The sequence below is a fragment of the Dyella sp. Tek66A03 genome, assembly GCF_052567735.1.
Genome location: NZ_CP199584.1, coordinates 213174 through 232876, shown reverse-complemented (window position 1 = coordinate 232876; position 19703 = coordinate 213174). Strand labels below are relative to the sequence as shown.

17 protein-coding genes are annotated in these 19703 nt (G+C 65.4%); 15 read left to right on the top strand and 2 right to left on the bottom strand.

Translation table 11 applies throughout. The features are described from left to right. Positions 1 to 113 precede the first annotated feature (113 nt). The 3 genes from ACT01B_RS01045 to thrC are packed head-to-tail and all read left to right on the top strand — an operon-like array spanning position 114 to position 3492. Positions 114 to 1211, top strand: a complete 1098-nt coding sequence (locus ACT01B_RS01045) for a homoserine dehydrogenase (RefSeq protein ID WP_445147394.1) — start codon at positions 114 to 116, stop codon at positions 1209 to 1211. After that, positions 1208 to 2182, top strand: a complete 975-nt coding sequence (locus ACT01B_RS01040; RefSeq protein WP_445145551.1) for a homoserine kinase — start codon at positions 1208 to 1210, stop codon at positions 2180 to 2182. The genes ACT01B_RS01045 and ACT01B_RS01040 overlap by 4 nt, the downstream gene beginning before the upstream one ends. Then, positions 2179 to 3492 carry a threonine synthase gene (gene thrC / locus ACT01B_RS01035; RefSeq protein ID WP_445145550.1) on the top strand — a complete coding sequence of 438 codons (1314 nt, stop codon included), beginning with the start codon at positions 2179 to 2181 and terminating at the stop codon, positions 3490 to 3492. Before ACT01B_RS01040 ends, thrC begins: the two co-directional genes overlap by 4 nt. Before the next feature lie 129 nt (positions 3493 to 3621). Here thrC and ACT01B_RS01030 read toward each other — a convergent pair whose 3' ends face one another. Next, complete coding sequence (locus ACT01B_RS01030) at positions 3622 to 4194, bottom strand: hydrolase (protein ID WP_445145549.1); 573 nt, start codon at positions 4192 to 4194, stop codon at positions 3622 to 3624. 173 nt (positions 4195 to 4367) lie between these two features. On the opposite strand from ACT01B_RS01030, the gene ACT01B_RS01025 reads away from it, so the two are divergent. The 11 genes from ACT01B_RS01025 (at position 4368) to ilvA (ending at position 18036) form a co-directional block, all read left to right on the top strand. Beyond that, a complete protein-coding gene (locus tag ACT01B_RS01025; protein ID WP_445145548.1) occupies positions 4368 to 4985 on the top strand; it encodes a TetR/AcrR family transcriptional regulator in 618 nt (205 codons plus the stop codon). A gap of 385 nt (positions 4986 to 5370) precedes the next feature. Further along, positions 5371 to 7026 (top strand): 2-isopropylmalate synthase, encoded by a 1656-nt coding sequence (locus ACT01B_RS01020; protein WP_445145547.1) that lies wholly within the window; start codon positions 5371 to 5373, stop codon positions 7024 to 7026. Continuing rightward, positions 7023 to 7961: a branched-chain amino acid transaminase gene (locus ACT01B_RS01015; RefSeq protein WP_445145546.1), complete on the top strand. Its 939-nt coding sequence runs from the start codon at positions 7023 to 7025 to the stop codon at positions 7959 to 7961. The genes ACT01B_RS01020 and ACT01B_RS01015 overlap by 4 nt, the downstream gene beginning before the upstream one ends. Next, complete coding sequence (gene leuC, locus ACT01B_RS01010; protein ID WP_445145545.1) at positions 7961 to 9370, top strand: 3-isopropylmalate dehydratase large subunit; 1410 nt, start codon at positions 7961 to 7963, stop codon at positions 9368 to 9370. Before ACT01B_RS01015 ends, leuC begins: the two co-directional genes overlap by 1 nt. Positions 9371 to 9557: 187 nt before the next feature. Then, complete coding sequence (gene leuD, locus ACT01B_RS01005) at positions 9558 to 10142, top strand: 3-isopropylmalate dehydratase small subunit (protein ID WP_445145544.1); 585 nt, start codon at positions 9558 to 9560, stop codon at positions 10140 to 10142. Continuing rightward, a complete protein-coding gene (leuB, locus tag ACT01B_RS01000) occupies positions 10139 to 11236 on the top strand; it encodes a 3-isopropylmalate dehydrogenase (protein WP_445145543.1) in 1098 nt (365 codons plus the stop codon). The genes leuD and leuB overlap by 4 nt, the downstream gene beginning before the upstream one ends. Positions 11237 to 11299: 63 nt before the next feature. Then, on the top strand, positions 11300 to 13021 hold the full coding sequence (ilvD, locus tag ACT01B_RS00995; protein ID WP_445145542.1) for a dihydroxy-acid dehydratase: 1722 nt from the start codon (positions 11300 to 11302) through the stop codon (positions 13019 to 13021). Further along, positions 13018 to 14037, top strand: coding sequence for a ketol-acid reductoisomerase (ilvC, locus tag ACT01B_RS00990; protein ID WP_445145541.1), 1020 nt, complete (start codon positions 13018 to 13020; stop codon positions 14035 to 14037). The genes ilvD and ilvC overlap by 4 nt, the downstream gene beginning before the upstream one ends. Before the next feature lie 278 nt (positions 14038 to 14315). Beyond that, positions 14316 to 16121: a biosynthetic-type acetolactate synthase large subunit gene (gene ilvB / locus ACT01B_RS00985; RefSeq protein WP_445147393.1), complete on the top strand. Its 1806-nt coding sequence runs from the start codon at positions 14316 to 14318 to the stop codon at positions 16119 to 16121. Positions 16122 to 16228: 107 nt separating this feature from the next. Beyond that, positions 16229 to 16477: an acetolactate synthase small subunit gene (ilvN, locus tag ACT01B_RS00980; RefSeq protein ID WP_445145540.1), complete on the top strand. Its 249-nt coding sequence runs from the start codon at positions 16229 to 16231 to the stop codon at positions 16475 to 16477. Continuing rightward, the gene (ilvA, locus tag ACT01B_RS00975) at positions 16474 to 18036 is read left to right on the top strand and encodes a threonine ammonia-lyase, biosynthetic (protein WP_445145539.1); all 1563 of its coding nucleotides are present in this window, start codon (positions 16474 to 16476) and stop codon (positions 18034 to 18036) included. The genes ilvN and ilvA overlap by 4 nt, the downstream gene beginning before the upstream one ends. A gap of 36 nt (positions 18037 to 18072) precedes the next feature. Here ilvA and ACT01B_RS00970 read toward each other — a convergent pair whose 3' ends face one another. Further along, positions 18073 to 18432, bottom strand: a complete 360-nt coding sequence (locus ACT01B_RS00970) for a hypothetical protein (RefSeq protein WP_445145538.1) — start codon at positions 18430 to 18432, stop codon at positions 18073 to 18075. 273 nt (positions 18433 to 18705) lie between these two features. On the opposite strand from ACT01B_RS00970, the gene ubiA reads away from it, so the two are divergent. Next, positions 18706 to 19599: a 4-hydroxybenzoate octaprenyltransferase gene (gene ubiA, locus ACT01B_RS00965; protein ID WP_445147392.1), complete on the top strand. Its 894-nt coding sequence runs from the start codon at positions 18706 to 18708 to the stop codon at positions 19597 to 19599. Positions 19600 to 19703: the final 104 nt, after the last annotated feature.

Here is a 19703-nt window from a genome sequence, read left to right as displayed (position 1 = left end):
CGGGCCGGCGACCACCACCGAGACCGCCAGCGAGCACGGGCCCCAACCTGGAGGCCACCGTGAACCTTGCTGCATCGCCATCTGCCGAACAACCGTCGCTACCGCCACATGCCATGGCGCTGCCGACGATCACCGCACGCCAACGCGTGCTCGCCGTGGGCCTGATCGGACCCGGCCGTGTCGGCAGCGCCCTGCTTGAGCAGCTGCGAACCGCGCAGCCTCGCCTGGCGCGGGCCGGTTTGGAACTGAAACTGTGCGGCGTCGCTGCCAGCCGCCGCATGTGGCTGGATGCGGACGACCCGGAACTCAATAGCCGCCACGATAGTGCGCAAACCTGGCGCCCCAGCGATCTCGACGAATTCGCCGCCCACGTACGCGGCGTCGACGGCCGCCATGCACTGCTGATCGATTGCAGCGCCAGCGATGCGGTGGCCTCGCGCTATGCGGACTGGCTGGCCGCCGGCCTGCATGTGGTGACGCCGAACAAACTGGCGGGCAGCGGCCCGATGCGGCGGCTGCAGGCGATCCGCTCAGCCTGCGGTGTCGGCGCGCGCTTCCGCTACGAAGCGACGGTGTGTGCCGGCCTGCCCGTGGTGCAGACGCTGCGCGACCTGCTCGACACGGGCGACCAATTGCTCGCCGTCGAAGGCATGTTCTCCGGCACCCTCGCCTGGCTTTGTCATCGTTACGACGCTAGTCGCCCGTTCTCCGCCCTGGTACGCGAAGCGCATGCGCTGGGTTATACCGAGCCTGATCCGCGCGACGATTTGTCTGGCCTGGATGTGGCGCGCAAACTGGTGATCCTGGCGCGCGAGGCGGGCTGGTCGCTCTCGTTGGAGGATGTGGATGTGGAAAGCCTGGTACCCCCTGAACTCGCGTTGCTGTCGACCGATGCCGTGATGGAACAGCTGGAGCTGCTCGACGCGCCCATGGCCACGCAGCTCGCCAAGGCCAGGGCGCAACACGGCGTATTGCGCCACGTCGCCAGCCTCGACGCGCATGGACACGCCGGCGTGCGACTCGCCGTGTTGCCGGCGGGGCACTCCTTTGCGCATACGCGACTGACCGACAACATCGTGCAGTTCACCACCCACCGCTATCGCGACAACCCGATGCTGGTGCAAGGCCCCGGCGCCGGGCCCGAGGTCACCGCCGCCGGCGTATTCGCCGACCTGCTGCGCATCGCCGAATCGCTGGAGGTGCGGGCATGAATGCGCAGCTGGTCGACCCCGTGCCAGCCCCGCAACGCGCACTGAGTGCGCAGGCGATGGCGTATGCCAGCGTGGGCAACGTGGCGGTGGGCTTTGACATCCTGGGACACAGCGTGGCGGGCACCGGCGATCGCGCGGTGGTGCGACGCATCGACGAGCCGACCGTGCGCATCAGCGCCATCCATGGTTGCGTCACCGGGCTGCCACTGGACGCGAGCCGCAACACCGCTGGCGCGGCTCTGCTTTCGTTGCGCAAGGCATTGGGGCTGCGCCATGGCTTTGAGCTGGAACTGTACAAGGGCATCGCGCTCGGTTCCGGCATGGGCGGCTCGGCCGCGTCGTGCGTGGCCGCCCTGGTCGCTGCCAACGCGCTGCTCGAACGGCCGCTGCCGCGCGAATCGCTGTATGGCTTTGCGCTCGATGGCGAGACCGTAGCCAGCGGCAGTCGCCATGGTGACAACCTCGGCCCCATGTTGCTGGGCGGCCTGGTGCTGGCCACGCGCGAGCGCCTGCTGCGCCTGCCGGTACCTGACGCCTGGCATTGCGCGCTGGTGCACCCGCATGTGGTGCTGGAGACGCGTGAGTCGCGGGCCGTCCTGGCCGACGGCTTCGCGCTGCACGACGTGGTGGCCCAGCAGGGAAATCTCGCCCTGGTGCTCGTCGGCTGCCATCGCGGTGATGCCGCCCTGGTTCGCGAAGGACTCAAGGACGTGCTGGTGGAACCGCGCCGCGCGCCCCTCGTGCCGGCATTCGCTCAAGTAAAGCAGGCGGCCCTGGATCATCACGCGCTCGGCGCCAGCATCTCTGGCGGCGGCCCCAGCGTATTCGGCTGGTATGAGCGCCGCGAAGACGCCGAACGCGCCGCATCGGCGATGGTGGCCGCGTTTGCCGAAGCCGGTCTCGCCAGCGACCCGTTCGTCTCACCCATCAACGGGCCGGCAGCGGATCTTATTGAGGAGCATGCGGCATGAGTGAGCCGTTGCTTTACCGAAGCACGCGCGGCGGCCGTCACGCCGCCCGTATCGACGACGTCATCGCCGCCGGGCTGGCGCCCGATGGCGGCCTGTATGTACCCGAAGCGCTGCCCCGCCTCGATCCCGCGGACTTCGACGCGCACGGATCACTGGCCGACACCGCGGTCACCCTGCTCCGCCCATTTTTCGCCGGCAATGTGCTGTCCGATGCGCTGCCTGAGATTTGCCGCGAAGCACTCAATTTCGAGGTACCACTGCGTCCATTGCGGCACCGCCGGGGCGCCATGATGCTGGAACTCTTCCATGGCCCCAGCGCGGCCTTCAAAGATGTGGGCGCGCGCTTCCTGGCGGCGTGTTTTCGCCGCCTGCGTCCGGCGGGTTCGACGCCGCTGACCATTCTCGTGGCGACTTCCGGGGACACCGGTGCAGCCGTCGCCGCCGCCTTCCATCGCCAACCCGGCGTGCGCGTGGTGATTCTTTACCCCGACGGACGCGTGTCACCGCGCCAGGCTCATCAGCTGGGCTGCTTTGGCGACAACGTGCATGCGCTGCGCGTAGCCGGCAGTTTCGACGACTGCCAGCGCATGGTGAAGTCGGCGCTCAACGATGAAGTCCTGCAAGCGCAGGTGCCGCTGTCCTCCGCCAATAGCATCAGCCTGGGCCGGCTGCTGCCGCAGATGAGCTATTACGCGCACAGCGCACTGGGCTGGTGGCATCACCACCGCACGCCACTGAGCTTTATCGTGCCCACCGGCAACCTGGGCAATGCCCTGGCCTGCGTATGGGTGCGCGAAATGGGCTTGCCGATCGGTGAGATCCACCTCGCCTGCAATGCCAACATGACGCTCTGCGATTACTTCGAAGGCGACCCGTACTCCCCTCGCCCCGCCATCCCCACCCTGGCGAACGCGATGGACGTGGGCGCGCCAAGCAATTTTGAACGCCTGCGCTGGACCTTCCCTCACGATGCCGACCTGCGCGCCGAGCTGCACGCCAGCAGCGTGGGCGACGAGCGCATTGTGGAAACCATCGTCCGCCACGCAAAGAACCACGACGAGCTGTTCTGTCCGCACACCGCTACGGCCATGCATGTGCTCGATGGCCTGCCGGACGATCATGCCCCGTGGGCGGTGGTAGCAACGGCCCATCCTGCCAAGTTCGAGTCGGTGCTGGAGCCGCTGCTCGGCTTCCCGCTGGAGGTACCACCAGCGCTGGCGGCCATGCTGGAGCCGCGGGCGACGGCGGAGCCGTTGGTGGCGGAGGATGAGCTGTTGAAGGGGTGGTTGAGAGGACGGGTTACGGCTTGATCCGTTATTTGACGTCCTGGCGATGCGCACGCGCTGTGCAGGGTGCTCCCCTTCTCGGCATCTGCTCCTTCTGCTCCTTGGGGAGAAGGAGCAGATGCGGCCGCCGGGACGGCGGCCAAATCCAGGGGATCAGCCTAGCGCCCCCAACACATCCGCCGTCGACCTGACCAAGCCCAAGCGCGGGAAAATATTCTCCACCGCAAAGCGGTGATGCTCTGCGCTGGTCGAGCTCATCGCATCCTCAACCAGAACCAGCTCGTAACCCAGTTCCCAGCCAAAGCGGGCGGTGGATTCCACGCCGATATTGGTGGCGATGCCGGCCAACACGATCCGCTTGATGCCGCGGCGACGCAGCTGCAGGTCCAGCTCGGTGCCGTAGAACGCACCCCATTGACGCTTGGTGATGAGGATGTCGCTATCGGCGACTTCCAGCTGCTCGGCGAAATCCCACCAGTCGGCCGGCAGCGGGCCCTTACCCGCCGGAGCAGCGTCTACAGGCTGGCGGGGAGCGTCGCCGCCATCCGCGGACCAGCCCACGCGCACCAGCGCCACCGGGGCCTTCAGTTCGCGGAAACGGGCTGCCAGGCGGCCTCCGCGTTCGAATACCTCCTGCGAGGTATGCGGGCCGGCGGCGTACGGGGCGATGCCTTTTTGCAGATCAATCAGCACCAGGGCTGTGGTTTTCGGGTCTAGCTTGTCCATGGTCTTGGCTCCACGTGGTCTGGCGTCGAATGGCAGCTTAGAGCTTGCCCCGGACGCCAAGGTGAAAGTAAATGCGTTATCGCCGCGCCGTTCCGCCAGGAGGATTTCACGCCCTGTCGCCGACCCGGTAAGATCAATTATGTGAGGATAGCCTCACTTAGGAGTTTATGAGGATGGCCTCACATAATTCAAGTCCAGCCGGACGCTCGCCACAACGCCGGCGCGGCCACGAGCGCGTTGCGGCGCTGCTTGCGGCGGCCTCTGGCTGCTTCGCGGAGAAGGGCTTCGATGCCTCCACCATGACCGAAATCGCCGCCCGTGCGGGCGCTTCCATCGGCTCGCTGTATCAATTCTTTCCGACCAAGGAGCTGCTGGCCGAAGCACTGATGGCCGAACACGGCGAGGCGCTCAACGCGCGCATGGAGCGCCTGGTGGCGCAAACGACCGGCTGGGATACGGATGAACTTGCGGCGCGATTAATCCGCACTTTTGCCGACTATCGCCGCCGGCATCCCTCGTTCGTGGCGTTGACCGAGGCGGCGGGATCGCTGCCTCCTTCGCTGTCCCGCACCATACGTCAGCGCATGCGCGACTATCTCTGTCAGATCCTGGCTATTCAAGCCCCTGGTCTTGCGGCCGGCGAACTGCGGCCCGCGGCCATGGTGGTGCAGCAGTTGATGAAGGCTGCGGTGGCCCTGCAAAACGAGCAGCCAGCGAGTCTTCGCAATGCCGCGCAAGCCCAGCTGCGCCGCGCCCTGGCGAACTATCTGAAGACACTCGCGAGCGACTGATCTTTGGTGCGCCTAAAATAACTTCGTGGCGTCTGGCCATCTGGACGTCCGAATGTGATCGGCAACGCGTGATATTAAAAATTACAAAAGAAACTGTTGACAACCCGTATGGACGCCCTTTACGTTCAGCTACATGTCGCAACGCAACAACCATGACCGCATAGCCGAACCGATCCGTCTCCCGACGGTCGCGGGCCTGCTGCGACTTCGCAACAACCTCCTTCTTGCCCTTGTACTCGTACTCCTTATTACCAACGGAGGTGCGGGCTGAGGGCGTGTGTCCAGGTAACTAGAAAGAACCTGAATACGACCAAAGAACCCCGCACCCGGTAACGGATGCGGGGTTTTTTATTGCCCCCAGCGACGCGCCTAGCGGAGCTAAGTGATGACCCAGCACAACCCGACGAACGAGAACAGCGACGTGACAGATGTAGCCGCCGAACGCGTGCGGATCTTCGACACCACCTTGCGCGATGGCGAGCAGGCGCCCGGCTTTTCTATGGATCGCCGCGCGAAACTACGCATGGCACATGCGCTTGAGGCGTTGGGCATCGACATCATCGAAGCAGGCTTTCCGCACGCCTCGCCCGATGATTTCAACGCCGTGGCAGAAATCGCCCGTGCCCTGCGCGGCCCGACGATCTGTGGGCTGGCCCGCTGCCAGACCGGCGATATCGACAGTACCGCCCGTGCACTTGAAGGCGCTCGCCACTCGCGCATCCATCTGTTCCTGTCGACCAGCCCGCTGCATCGGGAGCACAAGCTGGGCATGAGCAAGCAGCAGGTGATCGACACCGCCTGCGCATCCATCGAGCGGGCCAAGGGGCTCTGCCACGAAGTGGAATTCTCGGCTGAAGACGCCATGCGCACCGAGCCGGAATACCTGATCGAGGTGTTCAGCGCCGCCGCCGCCGCGGGCGCCACCACGCTCAACGCGCCCGATACGGTGGGTTACATGACGCCGTCGGAGATCGCTGAGCGCTTCGCCTATCTGATCAAGCATGTGCATCGCGCCGAACACGTGATCTTCTCCAGCCATTGCCATGACGACCTCGGCATGGCGGTCGCCAATAGTCTGGCCGCTGTCAGCGCCGGCGCGCGCCAGGTTGAGTGCACCATCAACGGCATCGGTGAACGCGCCGGCAATGCCTCGCTGGAAGAAGTGGTGATGGCGCTGCGCGTGCGGCGGCCGCACTTCGGCGTCGATACCGGCATCGACACGCGCAAGCTTTATCCCACCTCGCGCCTGCTGACCCAGCTCACCGGCCAGGCAGTGCCGCGCAACAAGGCGGTGGTGGGCGAGAACGCGTTTGCGCACGAGTCGGGCATTCATCAGCACGGCATGCTCAAGCACCGCGGCACCTACGAGATCATGCATGCGCAGGACGTGGGCATGGGCGAGACGCGCCTGGTGCTGGGCAAGCATTCCGGTCGCCACGCCTTGCGCCAGCGTTTGCAGGTGCTGGGTCATACGCCCGACGAAACCGAGATGGACATCATCTTCGCCCGCTTCAAGACGCTGGCCGACAAGAAGCGCGAAGTGCATGACGAGGACTTGGAAGCGATCGCGCTAGGCCACGATCCGGAAGCCACCGGCCCCTGGCGCATCACCCAGCTCAATACCAACTCGCATATGGGGGGCAGCGCCTCGGCCTCGGTACGGCTGACCCACGACAACGGTCACGAAGTAGGCGAAGCGGCGATCGGCGACGGCCCGGTGGATGCCGTGCTGCGTGCGATCGAACGCGCCACCGGCACCGCCCTCGACGTCACCCAGTTCCAGGTGCGTGCGGTCAGCGAAGGCGGCGACGCGCAAGGTCAGGCCCAGCTCACCGCACGTCACGCCGAGCGCGACTGGCGCGGCAACGGCGTCAGCACCGACATCATCGAAGCGACCGCGCACGCCGCGCTCGCCATCGTCAACCGCATCGAGCGACAGAGTGCCTCGCGCAGCGATGCTTCCATTGAAGAGAGCGACCAGGGAAGGCCGCATTTTGAACCTCGCGCGAATGGACGCGCGCAACAGGAGACCACCGCATGACCACGCCATTCCTCTGGCACAACGGCCAGATCAAACCCTGGACCGAAGCCACGGTCCACGTCAGCACCCACGCGCTGCATTACGGCTCCTCGGTGTTCGAGGGCGAGCGCGTGTACGCCACGCCGCAGGGCCCCGCCTATTTCCGCCTCGCCGATCACACGCGCCGCCTGTTCGAATCAGCGCGCGTATACGAGATCGAGATCGGCTACAGCGAAGACGAGATCAACACCGCCTGCCACGAGCTGATCCGTGCCAATCGCATGAAGTCGGCCTATGTGCGACCGATCGTATTTCGTGGCGCCGGCGGCCTTGGCGTGCTGCCCAAGACGGATGCGCCGATCGACGTGGCGATCATGGCGCTGGAATGGGGCGCTTACCTGGGCGACGCGATCGAGCACGGCGCCGACGTATGCGTGTCGTCGTGGCATCGCCCGGCGCCGAATACCTTGCCGAGCTGGGCCAAGGCCGGTGGCAATTACCTCAACAGTCAGCTGATCGCGCTCGAAGCGCGTCGCGGCGGTTATGCCGAAGGCATCGCGCTGGGCCATAACGGCCTGCTCAGCGAAGGCGCGGGCGAGAACCTGTTCCTGGTCAAGAACGGCAAGCTGCTGACGCCGCCGACCAGCGCCGGCATCCTGGCTGGCATCACGCGTGAGTCGGTAATCACCTTGGCCGGCGAGTTGGGCATCACGGTTGAAGAACGCGACCTGCCGCGCGAGGCGCTGTACACCGCCGATGAGATCTTCATGACTGGCACCGCGGCCGAGATCACGCCGGTGCGCTCGGTCGATCGCAAACAGGTCGGCGCGGGCCGTCCCGGTCCAATCACGCGCGCTCTGCAAAAGGCCTTCTTCGGTCTATTCGATGGCACGACCCCGGACCAGTGGGGCTGGCTAACGCCGGTGCAGCTGGAAACCGCGCAGGAGGCCGCGTAATGGCCAAGACCCTGTTTGAAAAAGTGTGGGACGCGCATGTCGTCGCGCCTGAAAGCACCGATACGCCGGCCATCCTGTATATCGACCTGCACCTGGTGCACGAAGTCACCTCGCCGCAAGCCTTCAGCGAACTGCGCGAGCGCGGCCTGAAGCTGCGTCGCCCGGATCGCATGCTGGCCACGCTGGATCACTCCACGCCGACGCTACCTGCGGGCGCCGATGGCGAGCGTCCCTACGCGAATGCCGAGGCGAAGGCCCAGGTATCGCAGCTGGAAACCAACTGCCGCGAGTTCGGCGTCGAATTGCATGGCTGGGACAGCGACGATCGCGGCATCGTGCATGTGTTCGGTCCGGAGCTCGGCGCGACCCAGCCGGGCATGACCATCGTTTGCGGCGACAGCCATACCTCGACCCATGGCGCGTTCGGAGCACTGGCCTTCGGCATCGGCACCACCGAAGTCGGTCATGTGATGGCCACGCAGTGCCTGCTGCAACGCAAGGCGAAGACCTTCGCGATCCACGTGGATGGTCAGCTGCCGGCGGGCGTGGGTGCGAAGGATCTGATTCTGCACATCATCGGCGAGATCGGCGTGGACGGTGGTACCGGCTACGTCCTGGAATACCGCGGCGATGCCATCGAAGCGATGTCGATGGATGAGCGCATGACCGTATGCAATATGTCGATCGAGGCCGGCGCACGCGCAGGTCTTATCGCGCCGGACGACACCACATTCAACTGGCTCAAGGGCCGACCCCGTGTGCCGCAGGGCGATGCATGGGAAGCCGCGGTGACGCGTTGGCGCGCGCTGCGCAGCGACGACGGCGCCAGCTACGACCGCGAAGTGCGTATCGATGCCAGCAAGGTGCGCCCCACCGTCACCTACGGCACCCATCCGGGCATGGCGATTGCCATGGACAAGCCGGTACCCGCCGCACGCAACGCCCAGGAAAAACGCGCGCTGGACTATATGCGCAGCGAAGCGGGTAAGCCGATGCAGGGCACGCCGGTCGACGTGGTTTTCGTCGGCAGCTGTACCAACTCGCGCCTATCCGATCTGCGTGAGGCCGCCCGGGTGTTGCGCGGCCGTCACGTCGCCGAAGGCGTGCGCATGCTGGTGGTGCCGGGCTCCGAAGCGGTTCGCCGCGATGCGGAGCGCGAAGGCCTGCATCACGTCTTTACCGAGGCCGGCGCCGAGTGGCGCGTGCCGGGTTGCTCGATGTGCATCGCGATGAACGGCGATTTGGCGCAGCCGGGGCAGCTGGTGGTGAGCACATCGAATCGGAATTTTGAAGGTCGCCAGGGCAAGGGCGCACGTACTGTGCTGGCCAGTCCTGCGACGGCGGCGGCGTCGGCGCTGGCGGGGCGGATCGCTGATCCGCGTGAGTATTTGACGGAGGCGGCGGCATGAGCGGCGTCTGCTTTTCGCTCCCTCTCCCCTTCGGGGAGAGGGTTGGGGTGAGGGGTCACTCTTGCCTTGGTCCAACTTCAGAGCGGGCTTCGATGTACGCCAGCGCGAGCACCCGCCCCTCATCCGCCCCTACGGGGCACCTTCTCCCCGGAGGGGAGAAGGTACGTTGTCCTTCGGAGGTTTTTTAATGCGCCCCATCACCCGCCTCCACTCCCGCACTGCGGTGCTGCCGGACGAGAACATCGATACCGACCGCATCATCCCGGCGCGCTTCCTTACCACCACCGAGCGCTCTGGCCTCGGCAAGCTGTGCTTCAACGACTGGCGTTACCAGGCTGACGGCAGCGACAACCCGGCGTTTCCGCTGAACCAGCCGCAAGCCACGGGTTGTTCGATCCTGGTCGCGGGACGCAATTTTGGTTGCGGCTCCTCGCGTGAACATGCGCCATGGGCATTGCTCGATTACGGTATCCACGCCGTGTTGTGCAGCGAGATCGCGGACATCTTCCGCAACAACGCGCTGAAGAATGGCCTGCTTGCCATCGTGCTGGACGAGGCCGAACACCACTGGCTGCTCGAGCATCCGGGTGTCGAGCTGAGCATCGACGTGCGCGAGCAGTACATCGCCCTGCCCGACGGCGGACGCATCCACTTCCAGATGGAGCCGTTCGCGCGCCATTGCATCCTCAACGGCGTCGACCAGCTCGGCTACCTGCAGCAGCACAGCGACGTCATCACCACCTATGAACAACGCACGGAGAAAGCCGCATGAGAGCGCAGATCGTCATCCTGCCCGGCGACGGCGTCGGCCCTGAAGTCACCGCAGCGGCCGTGACCGTGCTCGACGCGGTGGCCGCCCACTTCGATCACAGTTTTCATTTCGATGAGCACCTGATCGGTGGCTGCGCCATCGACACCACCGGCGAGCCCTTGCCAGCCGCGTCGCTGGACGCCTGCAAGGCGGCCGATGCGGTATTGCTCGGCGCCGTGGGTGGCCCACAGTGGTCGGATCCGAACGCGCCGGTGCGTCCGGAACAAGGCTTGCTCGCGCTGCGCGCCGCCCTGGGTGTTTACGCGAACCTGCGCCCCTTGCAGGTGCATCCCAAGCTGGCCGCACTGTCGCCGCTGAAGAATGAAAAGCTGAAGAACGTCGACGTGCTGTTCGTGCGCGAACTCACCGGTGGCGCCTACTTCGGTGCCAAGACACGCACCGACGACACCGCCATCGACGAGTGCAAGTACACCGTGGTCGAGATCGAGCGCGTGGTGCGCCGCGCGTTCAATCTGGCACGCGGTCGTCGCAAGCATGTCACCTCGGTCGACAAGGCCAACGTGCTGGAGACGTCGCGCCTGTGGCGCAGCACGGTGCAACGCATTGCGGCTGAATACCCCGATGTGAAAGTGGAGCACCAGCTGGTCGACTCGATGGCCATGTTACTGCTGACCCAGCCTTCGCATTACGACGTGGTGGTGACCGAAAATCTGTTCGGCGACATCCTCACCGATGAAGCCGCCGCGCTGGCCGGATCGCTGGGCCTGCTGCCGTCCGCATCGATCGGCGAAGCCAAGGCCGGCCTGTACGAGCCGATCCATGGTTCCGCGCCGGATATCGCCGGCCAGGGCGTGGCCAATCCGATCGGCGCCATCCTGTCCGCGGCCATGCTGTTACGTCATTCGCTGGAGCTGGAACAGGAAGCCGCCGCGGTCGAAGCCGCCGTGGCCGAGGTGCTCGAGCACGGTCCGCATACCCGCGATATCGGCGGCCAGGCGACGACTACCGAGGTGCTGGAAGCCGTGCTCTCCGCGCTCGACGAACAGGCCTGCAACGCGGCGGCCTTCCTGCGTTGGGGGCGCGCCTGCGGATGAAATCCGACTACGCCTTCGTCAACGCAGCCATGCAGCTGCCCTTCTCTTCAACCCGGAAACCTCATGCGCAGTGATCTCATCAAAACCGGGCCCGATCGCGCACCTGCCCGCGCCATGCTCCGCGCCACCGGCCTGGACGATGCCGCCATCGCCAAGCCATTGGTGGCGGTGGTGCACACGTGGTCCAACGTCAGCCCGTGCAATCTCAACCTGCGCGAGCTGGCCGAACATGTGGCCGACGGCATTCGTGCAGCGGGCGGTACGCCGGTCGAGTTCAATACCATTGCAGTAACAGACGGCATCGCCATGGGCACGCCGGGCATGCGTGCCTCGCTGATCAGTCGCGAAGTGATCACCGATTCGATCGAACTGGCCGTCGACGGTCATTGCCTGGACGCCATGGTGGTGCTGTGCGGCTGCGACAAGACCATCCCCGCCGCTGCGATGGCGATGGCACGCCTGGATATCCCCAGCGTGGCGCTGTACGGCGGCACCATCGCGCACGGCACGCACGACAACCACCCGATCACCATCCAGCAAGTGTTCGAAGCGGTGGGCGCGTATGGCGCCGGCAAGATCGACGATGCGGAACTCGCCTCGGTCGAGCGCGATGCCTGCCCCGGTGCGGGCGCCTGTGGTGGCCAATTCACCGCCAACACCATGGCGATGGTGCTGTCCACCTTGGGCCTATCGCCGATGGGCTTCAACGATATTCCCGCCACCCATCCAGCCAAAGCCGCGGCCGCTCGTCGCTGTGGCGAACTGGTGATGGAGTGCCTGAAGGAAGCGCGCACCCCACGCGCCATGCTCACCACCACGGCGTTCCGCAACGCGGCGCGCATGGTCGCTGCTACTGCAGGGTCCACCAATGCCGTGCTGCACTTGCTCGCGATTGCCCGCGAAGCGGGTACACCCTGGACGCTGGAGGATTTTGAGCCCGCCTCCAAGCACACGCCGGTAATCGCGGATTTGCTGCCCGGTGGTCGCTACACCGCCGTCGAACTGTTCGGCGCCGGCGGCAGCGCTCGCGTGGCGCAGGAATTGATCGCCGCCGGCATGCTCGACGACGCCCCCACCATCACCGGCCGCAGCCTGTTCGAAGAAGCCGCAGCCGCACCGCGTGCCGCGCAGCAGGACGTGGTACATGCGGTGGCGCAGCCGCTAAAGCCGCGCGGTGGTTATTCGATCCTGTACGGCAACCTCGCGCCGGAAGGCTGCATCCTCAAGCTCGCCGGCAAGGGCGCCAATCATTTCGAAGGCCGCGCACGCGTGTTCGAAAGCGAGGAAGAGGCGTTCGCGGCCGTGCAGGGCGGCGCCATCGAAAAGGGCGACATCATTGTTATCCGCAACGAAGGTCCCGCCGGTGGTCCCGGCATGCGCGAGATGCTTGGCGTCACCGCGGCACTCGTCGGTCGCGGTCTTGGCGACGACGTCGCGCTGATCACTGACGGCCGCTTCTCCGGGGCCACGCACGGCTACATGGTCGGCCACATCTCGCCCGAGGCGGTGCGTGGTGGCCCCATCGCGCTGCTGCGCAACGGCGACCGCATCCGCATCGACGCCGACAGTCGTGAAATCAGCACCGACGCCGATCTCGTCACGCGTCGCGCCAGCTGGCACCCGCCGGCACCGAAAGTTACTCGCGGCGCGTTGGCCAAGTACGCACGCCTGGTCGGCTCCGCTTCGGACGGTGCCGTCACTCAATTCGACGCTTCACGCAGCACCTCTGCACCCCATCCTTCCAACACAGTCCACGAAGACTCGACCGCAGGAGTTACCGCATGACCAGCCAGACCTCGAACGACGCACTCGCCAAGGCCCGCATCGCCGTACTCGGCTATGGCAGCCAGGGCCGCGCCCATGCCCTCAACCTGCGCGACTCCGGTCTCGATGTCGTGGTTGGCCTGCGCAAGAACGGCCCCTCGTGGGAAAAGGCCCGTGCCGAAGGCTTCAGCGTGGCCGAGCCTGGCGATGCGGTGAAGGACGCCGACCTGATCGCCGTGCTCACCCCGGACATGGTGCAGCCGGCGCTGTATCGCGACTCCATCGCGCCGAACATCAAGCCGGGCGCCGCCCTGCTGTTCGCGCACGGCTTCAACGTGCACTTCAAGCAGATCGAGCCGCGTGACGACATCGACGTGATCCTGGTCGCACCGAAGGGCCCGGGCGCGCTGGTGCGCCGCGAATATGAAATCGGTCGTGGCGTGCCCTCCATCTGGGCGATCCACCAGGACGTCAGCGGCCACGCCGAAGCCAGGGCCAAGGCCTATGCCGACGGTATCGGCGGCGGTCGCGCGCTGTTGATCAAGACCGACTTCAAGGAAGAGACCGAGACCGATCTGTTCGGCGAGCAGGCCGTGCTGTGCGGCGGCGCCAGCTCGCTGGTGCAGGCCGGCTTCGAAACCCTGGTCGAAGCAGGTTACCAACCGGAGATCGCCTATTACGAGGTGCTGCACGAACTGAAGCTGATCGTGGACCTGTTCTACGAAGGCGGTATCGCGCGCATGCTGGAATTCGTTTCCGAGACCGCGCAGTACGGCGACTACGTGAGCGGTCCGCGCGTGATCGACGCCGGTACCAAGGCACGCATGAAGGACGTGCTTACCGAGATCCAGGACGGCACTTTCGCGCGCAACTGGATCGCCGAACACCAGGCCGGCCTGCCGAACTACAAGCGCTTCAAGCAGGCCGATCTCGATCACCCGATCGAGAAGGTCGGCGCGCAGCTGCGTGCGCGCATGCCGTGGCTGCAGGCCAATGCACCGAAGCCCGCTGCCGAACCGCTGAAGAAGGTGGGCTGATAGTTGTGTAACTCCGCTGCGTGCCCACTCAGGTCGCGCAGCGGGAGTTTAGGAGGGGGTGCTTTTCCCGCAGGTTGTTACCTCTCGTCGACCCTCCCTGCGCCCGAAGGATTTGATCGTTCGGGATGTCCAGTGGAGGGAGTTTTTTTCGGTAAGCCTTTCGACTATCCAAGCGCCGCTCGGGCGACGACATTCAAGGAAACACGACCATCGTGAACCTGCCATTGCAAAAGGAGATTCCCGCATCGGACTCCACCCACCCGCTCTCCGGCCAGACCATGAGCGGCGCGGAGGTGGTGGTGCAGGTACTTGCCGACGAAGGCGTCAACGTGCTGTTCGGCTATTCGGGCGGTGCGATCCTGCCGGTGTACGACGCGGTGTTCCGTTACAACACCACGCACCTGTCGCCGAACGGCGGCGAGCCGATGCCCTTGATCGTGCCCGCCAATGAACAGGGCGCGGGTTTCATGGCCGCCGGTTATGCACGCGCCTCGGGCAAGGTGGGTGTCGCTATCGTCACTTCTGGTCCGGGCGCCACCAATATGGTCACGCCGGTGCGTGATGCCATGGCCGACTCGGTGCCGCTGGTGGTGATCTGCGGCCAGGTGCCGACCGCTGCACTGGGCAGCGATGCCTTCCAGGAAGCACCCGTCAGCAACATCATGAGCGCGTGCGCCAAGCATGTCTTCCTGCTCACCGAACCGGCTCGTCTCGAAGCCACCCTGCGCACCGCCTTCGAGATTGCGCGCAGCGGACGCCCCGGCCCGGTAGTGGTGGATATTCCCAAGGATGTGCAAAACACCTCGCTGACCTTCGCCGGGGATGGCTGCCTGCCGATTCCCGGCTATCGCGCCCGCCAGCATGCGATTGAACACGCAAGACTCGATGACGCCGAGTGCGAAGCATTCTTCGCGGCGCTGGCGAAAGCGAAGCGCCCGCTGATCTACGCCGGCGGCGGCATCATCGCGGGCGAATCGGCGGCGACCTTGCGCTCCTTCGTACACCAGTTCGGCCTGCCGGTGACCACGACCTTGATGGGCATTGGTGCATTCGATACCACCGAGCCCCTGGCGTTGCACATGCTTGGCATGCACGGCACGGCCTACGCCAATTACGCGGTGGACGACTGCGACTTTCTGCTGGCCCTGGGCGCACGCTTCGATGACCGCGTTGCGAGCGTGCCGGATCGCTTCGCGCCGAACGCGCGTTTTATCGCGCAGATCGATATCGATCCTGCCGAGATCGGCAAGGTGAAAACCGTGCACTGGCACCATCACGGTGATCTGGACCGCACACTTTCGCGCTTGCAGCAGTACGGCATCCGGCATGGGCTGCACTTTGCCGCTGACGGCCGCTACGCCCAGTGGCATACGCATATCGCGGCACTCAAGCAAACCCACGCGCTCAATTACGACCGCGAGAGCGAACTGATCCAGCCGCAGGCGGTGATCGAGGCGATCAATCGCCACACCCAGGGCCGCGCGATCATCAGCACGGGCGTGGGTCAGCATCAGATGTGGGCGGCGCAGTACTTCGATTTCCGTGAACCGCGCCATTGGCTCACCTCAGGCTCGATGGGCACGATGGGCTTCGGACTGCCGGCGGCCATAGGCGCCCAATTCGCGCGACGCGACGCGATCGTCATCGATATCGACGGCGACGCCAGCATCCGCATGAACCTGGGCGAGCTGGAAACCGTCACCACGTATGGTTTACCGGTGAAGGTGGTCGTGCTCAACAACATCGGCGACGGTATGGTGCGCCAGTGGCAGAAGCTGTTCTTCCGCGGACGCTTTGCCTCCTCCGACAAGAGCCTGCACAAGAAGGACTTCGTCAAGGCCGCCGAGGCCGATGGCTTCGAATGGGCGAAGCGGCTGGAGCGCAACGAAGAACTGGCGGACACCATCGCCGACTTCCTCGCCTTCGATGGCCCGGCGTTCCTCGAGGTGATGATCGATCCCGACGCCGGCGTGTATCCCATGGTGGGGCCGGGGGCGACGTATGCGCAGATGATCACGGGCGACTTCATTCCGTCGCGCGTGGCGCCGGCGGCGTCCGCGGATTCGACGTCGGACATGTTCTAAGTATCGTCGTCCCGGCGTTGGCTGGGACCCACTGCCTTGTCCCGGAAAGGCACTGGATTCCAGCGTTCGCTGGAAAGACGGATCCGCGGCGGTTCTGGAGTCCTGCCATGAAACACACGCTATCCATCCTGTTGCAAAACGAATCCGGCGCCTTGATGCGCGTGGCCGGCCTGTTCGCCGCGCGTCACTGCAATATCGACACGCTGACCGTCGCGGCCACGCAGGACCCGGCTGTGTCTCTGCTGACCCTGGTTATGCACGGCGCCGATGAAACGGTGGAGCAGATCATCAAGCAGACGCGCAAGCTGGTCGATGTGATCGAAGTAAGTCACCCCGCGGTAACGATGACACCATGAGTGTCCTCGCCGAACAGGTCGCGCCCACCACGTTCGGCGAGCACGAGCTGTTGCGCCAGACGCTAGGCGCACGCGTTTACGACGTGGCGCGCGAAACCGCGCTGCAGCCGGCGCAGCTGCTATCCACCCGGCTCGGCCAGCGCGTGCTGCTCAAGCGCGAGGACCAGCAACCGGTGTTCTCGTTCAAGCTGCGCGGTGCCTACAACCGCATGGCCACCCTCGATGCGGCCGAGCGTGCGCGTGGGGTGATCGCAGCATCTGCCGGTAATCATGCACAGGGCGTGGCACTTGCCGCCGCAAGGCTCGGTATTCATGCGGTGATCGTGATGCCGGTGACGGCGCCGCAGGTCAAAGTGGATGCCGTGCGCCGGCTCGGAGGCCCCCAGGTCGAGGTGGTCCTGGCCGGCGATTCATATAGCGATGCCCAGGCCGCCGCCACGCAGTTGCAGGCCGAACACGGCTACACCTTCGTGCACCCATTCGACGATCCGGCGGTGATCGCCGGACAAGCCACCGTTGGCATGGAGATTCTGCGCCAGCATCCGGGCCCGCTGCACGCGGTCTTTGTGCCCGTGGGCGGTGGTGGCCTGCTTGCCGGTATTGCCGGCTACATCAAGGCGCTGCGGCCCGAGGTGAAAGTGATCGGCGTGCAAACCTGCGATTCCGACGCCATGGCGCGATCGCTCGAAGCGGGCGAGCCGATCACCCTGTCCGAGGTCGGCTTGTTCGCCGACGGTACGGCGGTGAAGCGCGTGGGCAACCTTACCTTCAATCTTTGCCGCCAGTATGTCGATGCCATGCTGCGGGTCGATACCGACGCCATCTGCGCGGCCATCCGCGACGTGTTCCAGGACACGCGCAGCGTGCCGGAACCCGCCGGCGCGCTGGCACTGGCGGGTCTCAAGCAGTACGTGACCACGCACGGTGCTTCGGCGGACCCGATGGTGGCTATAGTTTCCGGCGCCAACCTCAATTTCGACCGGCTGCGTTTCGTGGCGGAACGTGCCGAAGTGGGTGAGCAGCGGGAAGCGGTGTTCGCCGTCACCATTCCCGAGGAACGCGGCAGCTTTCGGCGTTTCTGCGCAGCGCTGGGCCAACGCAGCATCACCGAATTCAATTACCGCATCGGCAATGCCGCCGAAGCCCATATCTTCGTCGGCGTGCAAACGACTCGGCGCGACGAGCGCGAGACCCTGATCGAGGCGTTTCATGAGCATGGCTTCGGCGTGCTCGATCTCACCGACGACGAGCTCGCCAAGCTGCATCTGCGCCATATGATCGGCGGCCGCACGCCGCTGGCAAGCGACGAACTGCTCTATCGCTTTGAGTTTCCTGAACGGCCCGGTGCACTCACGCGCTTCCTCGGCCATATGCACCCGGACTGGAATATCAGCTTGTTCCACTACCGCAACCAGGGCGCCGACTACGGCCGCATCCTGGTCGGGATCCAGGTGCCGCGCAGCGAACGGGAGCTGTTCCAGGCCTTTCTCGATGCCCTGGGTTATCCGTTTCGCGATGAGAGCGAGAATGCGGCGTATCGGTTGTTGTTGCGTGAGTGATGGGTGGTTTATCGCGCACAGGGTGCGCGAAGAGGCCTATGACGCCTCGACCACATCCAACTCAAACACATGGTTGTCGTAATCGCTGAAGTACAGCGCCGTGTCCCCGCGCGCCATATCGAAATCCAGGGCCAGTCCCGTCAGCCGCTTCGCGCAGGCGAGTTGCTCCGCCTTGCTCACCTGGAACGCGATATGGTCGCCGTTGCGCGCGGCCGGGCCGGCGCCGCGGACCAGCTCGAAATCGAGGCCGGCCAGCCGCACGGTCATCGAGGGGTGGCTGTCGTCGGCGTCCAACTCACGTGTGATGCGGGCGTCCTCGAAGACCCCGGTAAGCAAGTGCGAGGTGCGCGCGGGATCGGCGACGATCAAGGCAATGTGGCTGAGCATCTGGGGCATGGCGATACCTGCTGCGGTCCGTGGGTTGCATCGAGTGTAGGCCCGGGTGTGACAAGCCGACGACAAAGCGGTGTGCCGAAGACCGACAAACCGGTGCTGCGTCACGTCACGACTCCGGGCAGGCCACGCTAAACTGGGGCAATGGCTCCTTCCTCACGCAAGCGCCAGCGGCGCAACCCGTCTCCGTCGACCGGCCCACGGCCGCGGCCCGCCGCGCCGGTGAAGACCGTCGCGCCGCCGCGCCCGGCGGACAGCTCCACGCGCGCCACGCGGGTGCTCGATTGGCTGCTGCAGAAGTTGCCCGAGGCCTATCGCACCAAGGCACGCGACTATCTGGTGCTGACCCGCATGGACCGCCCGATCGGCGCACTCTTGTTGCTGTGGCCGACCTGGTGGGCGTTGTGGCTGGCGGCGTCGGATTTCCCGCCGGTGAAACTGCTGGTGATCTTCACCGTGGGCGTGTTCGCCATGCGCGCCGCCGGTTGCGCCATCAACGATTTTGCCGACCGCAAGCTCGATCCGCAGGTGGCACGCACGGCTGGGCGGCCGCTTGCCTCGGGCCGGGTCACCCCGCGTGAGGCGTTGATCATTTTCGCGAGCCTGTTGGTGTTGTCGTTCGTGCTGGTGCTGTTCACCAACGCGCTGACCATCAAGCTGTCCTTTGTCGGTGCGGCATTGGCCGCCATCTACCCGTTCACCAAGCGCTACACGCACCTCCCGCAGGTGGTCCTGGGTGCGGCGTTCGGCTGGTCGATACCGATGGCGTTTGCCGCGGTGTCCAACGCGGTGCCGCCGGTGGGCTGGCTGCTGTTTATCGCCAACATCCTGTGGTCGGTGATCTACGACACGCAATACGCGATGGTCGATCGCGATGACGACCTCAAGGCGGGCGCCAAATCCACCGCGATCCTGTTCGGCGATGCCGACCTGCCTATCCTCGGCATCCTGATGGCCACGTTTCTGCTGGCGATGTTGTTTGTAGGCCAGCGCGCCTCGCTGGGCTGGCCGTACTGGCTGAGCCTGGTCGCCGCGGCAGGCCAGTTCGGCCACCAGTTGTGGAAAATCCGCACGCGCGAGCGGGACGCCTGTCTCACGGCATTCCGCAACAACAACTGGCTGGGCATGGTCCTGTGGATCGGCATCGTGCTGGCGTTGGCGCTGCGCTAAAGCCAGCCCGTTGACCCGCATCTCACGACCCGCTGACGTAGGCGGGCGCATGCTCCGCAGCTCGCGGCGAGCCTCGCCCGTGCTGTCGACGTCAAAGACGTCGT

What these genes read in the sequence shown, in the direction of transcription:
- leuB (WP_445145543.1), top strand. Translation starts at nt 10,139, where the DNA reads ATGAGAGCGCAGATCGTCATCCTGCCCGGCGACGGCGTCGGCCCTGAA.
- ACT01B_RS01020 (WP_445145547.1), top strand. Translation starts at nt 5,371, where the DNA reads ATGACCCAGCACAACCCGACGAACGAGAACAGCGACGTGACAGATGTA.
- ilvB (WP_445147393.1), top strand. Translation starts at nt 14,316, where the DNA reads ATGAGCGGCGCGGAGGTGGTGGTGCAGGTACTTGCCGACGAAGGCGTC.
- ilvN (WP_445145540.1), top strand. Translation starts at nt 16,229, where the DNA reads ATGAAACACACGCTATCCATCCTGTTGCAAAACGAATCCGGCGCCTTG.
- leuD (WP_445145544.1), top strand. Translation starts at nt 9,558, where the DNA reads ATGCGCCCCATCACCCGCCTCCACTCCCGCACTGCGGTGCTGCCGGAC.
- ACT01B_RS01045 (WP_445147394.1), top strand. Translation starts at nt 114, where the DNA reads ATGGCGCTGCCGACGATCACCGCACGCCAACGCGTGCTCGCCGTGGGC.
- ACT01B_RS01025 (WP_445145548.1), top strand. Translation starts at nt 4,368, where the DNA reads ATGGCCTCACATAATTCAAGTCCAGCCGGACGCTCGCCACAACGCCGG.
- ACT01B_RS01030 (WP_445145549.1), bottom strand. Translation starts at nt 4,194, where the DNA reads ATGGACAAGCTAGACCCGAAAACCACAGCCCTGGTGCTGATTGATCTG.
- ilvA (WP_445145539.1), top strand. Translation starts at nt 16,474, where the DNA reads ATGAGTGTCCTCGCCGAACAGGTCGCGCCCACCACGTTCGGCGAGCAC.
- ACT01B_RS01015 (WP_445145546.1), top strand. Translation starts at nt 7,023, where the DNA reads ATGACCACGCCATTCCTCTGGCACAACGGCCAGATCAAACCCTGGACC.
- leuC (WP_445145545.1), top strand. Translation starts at nt 7,961, where the DNA reads ATGGCCAAGACCCTGTTTGAAAAAGTGTGGGACGCGCATGTCGTCGCG.
- ACT01B_RS01040 (WP_445145551.1), top strand. Translation starts at nt 1,208, where the DNA reads ATGAATGCGCAGCTGGTCGACCCCGTGCCAGCCCCGCAACGCGCACTG.
- thrC (WP_445145550.1), top strand. Translation starts at nt 2,179, where the DNA reads ATGAGTGAGCCGTTGCTTTACCGAAGCACGCGCGGCGGCCGTCACGCC.
- ACT01B_RS00970 (WP_445145538.1), bottom strand. Translation starts at nt 18,432, where the DNA reads ATGCCCCAGATGCTCAGCCACATTGCCTTGATCGTCGCCGATCCCGCG.
- ilvD (WP_445145542.1), top strand. Translation starts at nt 11,300, where the DNA reads ATGCGCAGTGATCTCATCAAAACCGGGCCCGATCGCGCACCTGCCCGC.
- ilvC (WP_445145541.1), top strand. Translation starts at nt 13,018, where the DNA reads ATGACCAGCCAGACCTCGAACGACGCACTCGCCAAGGCCCGCATCGCC.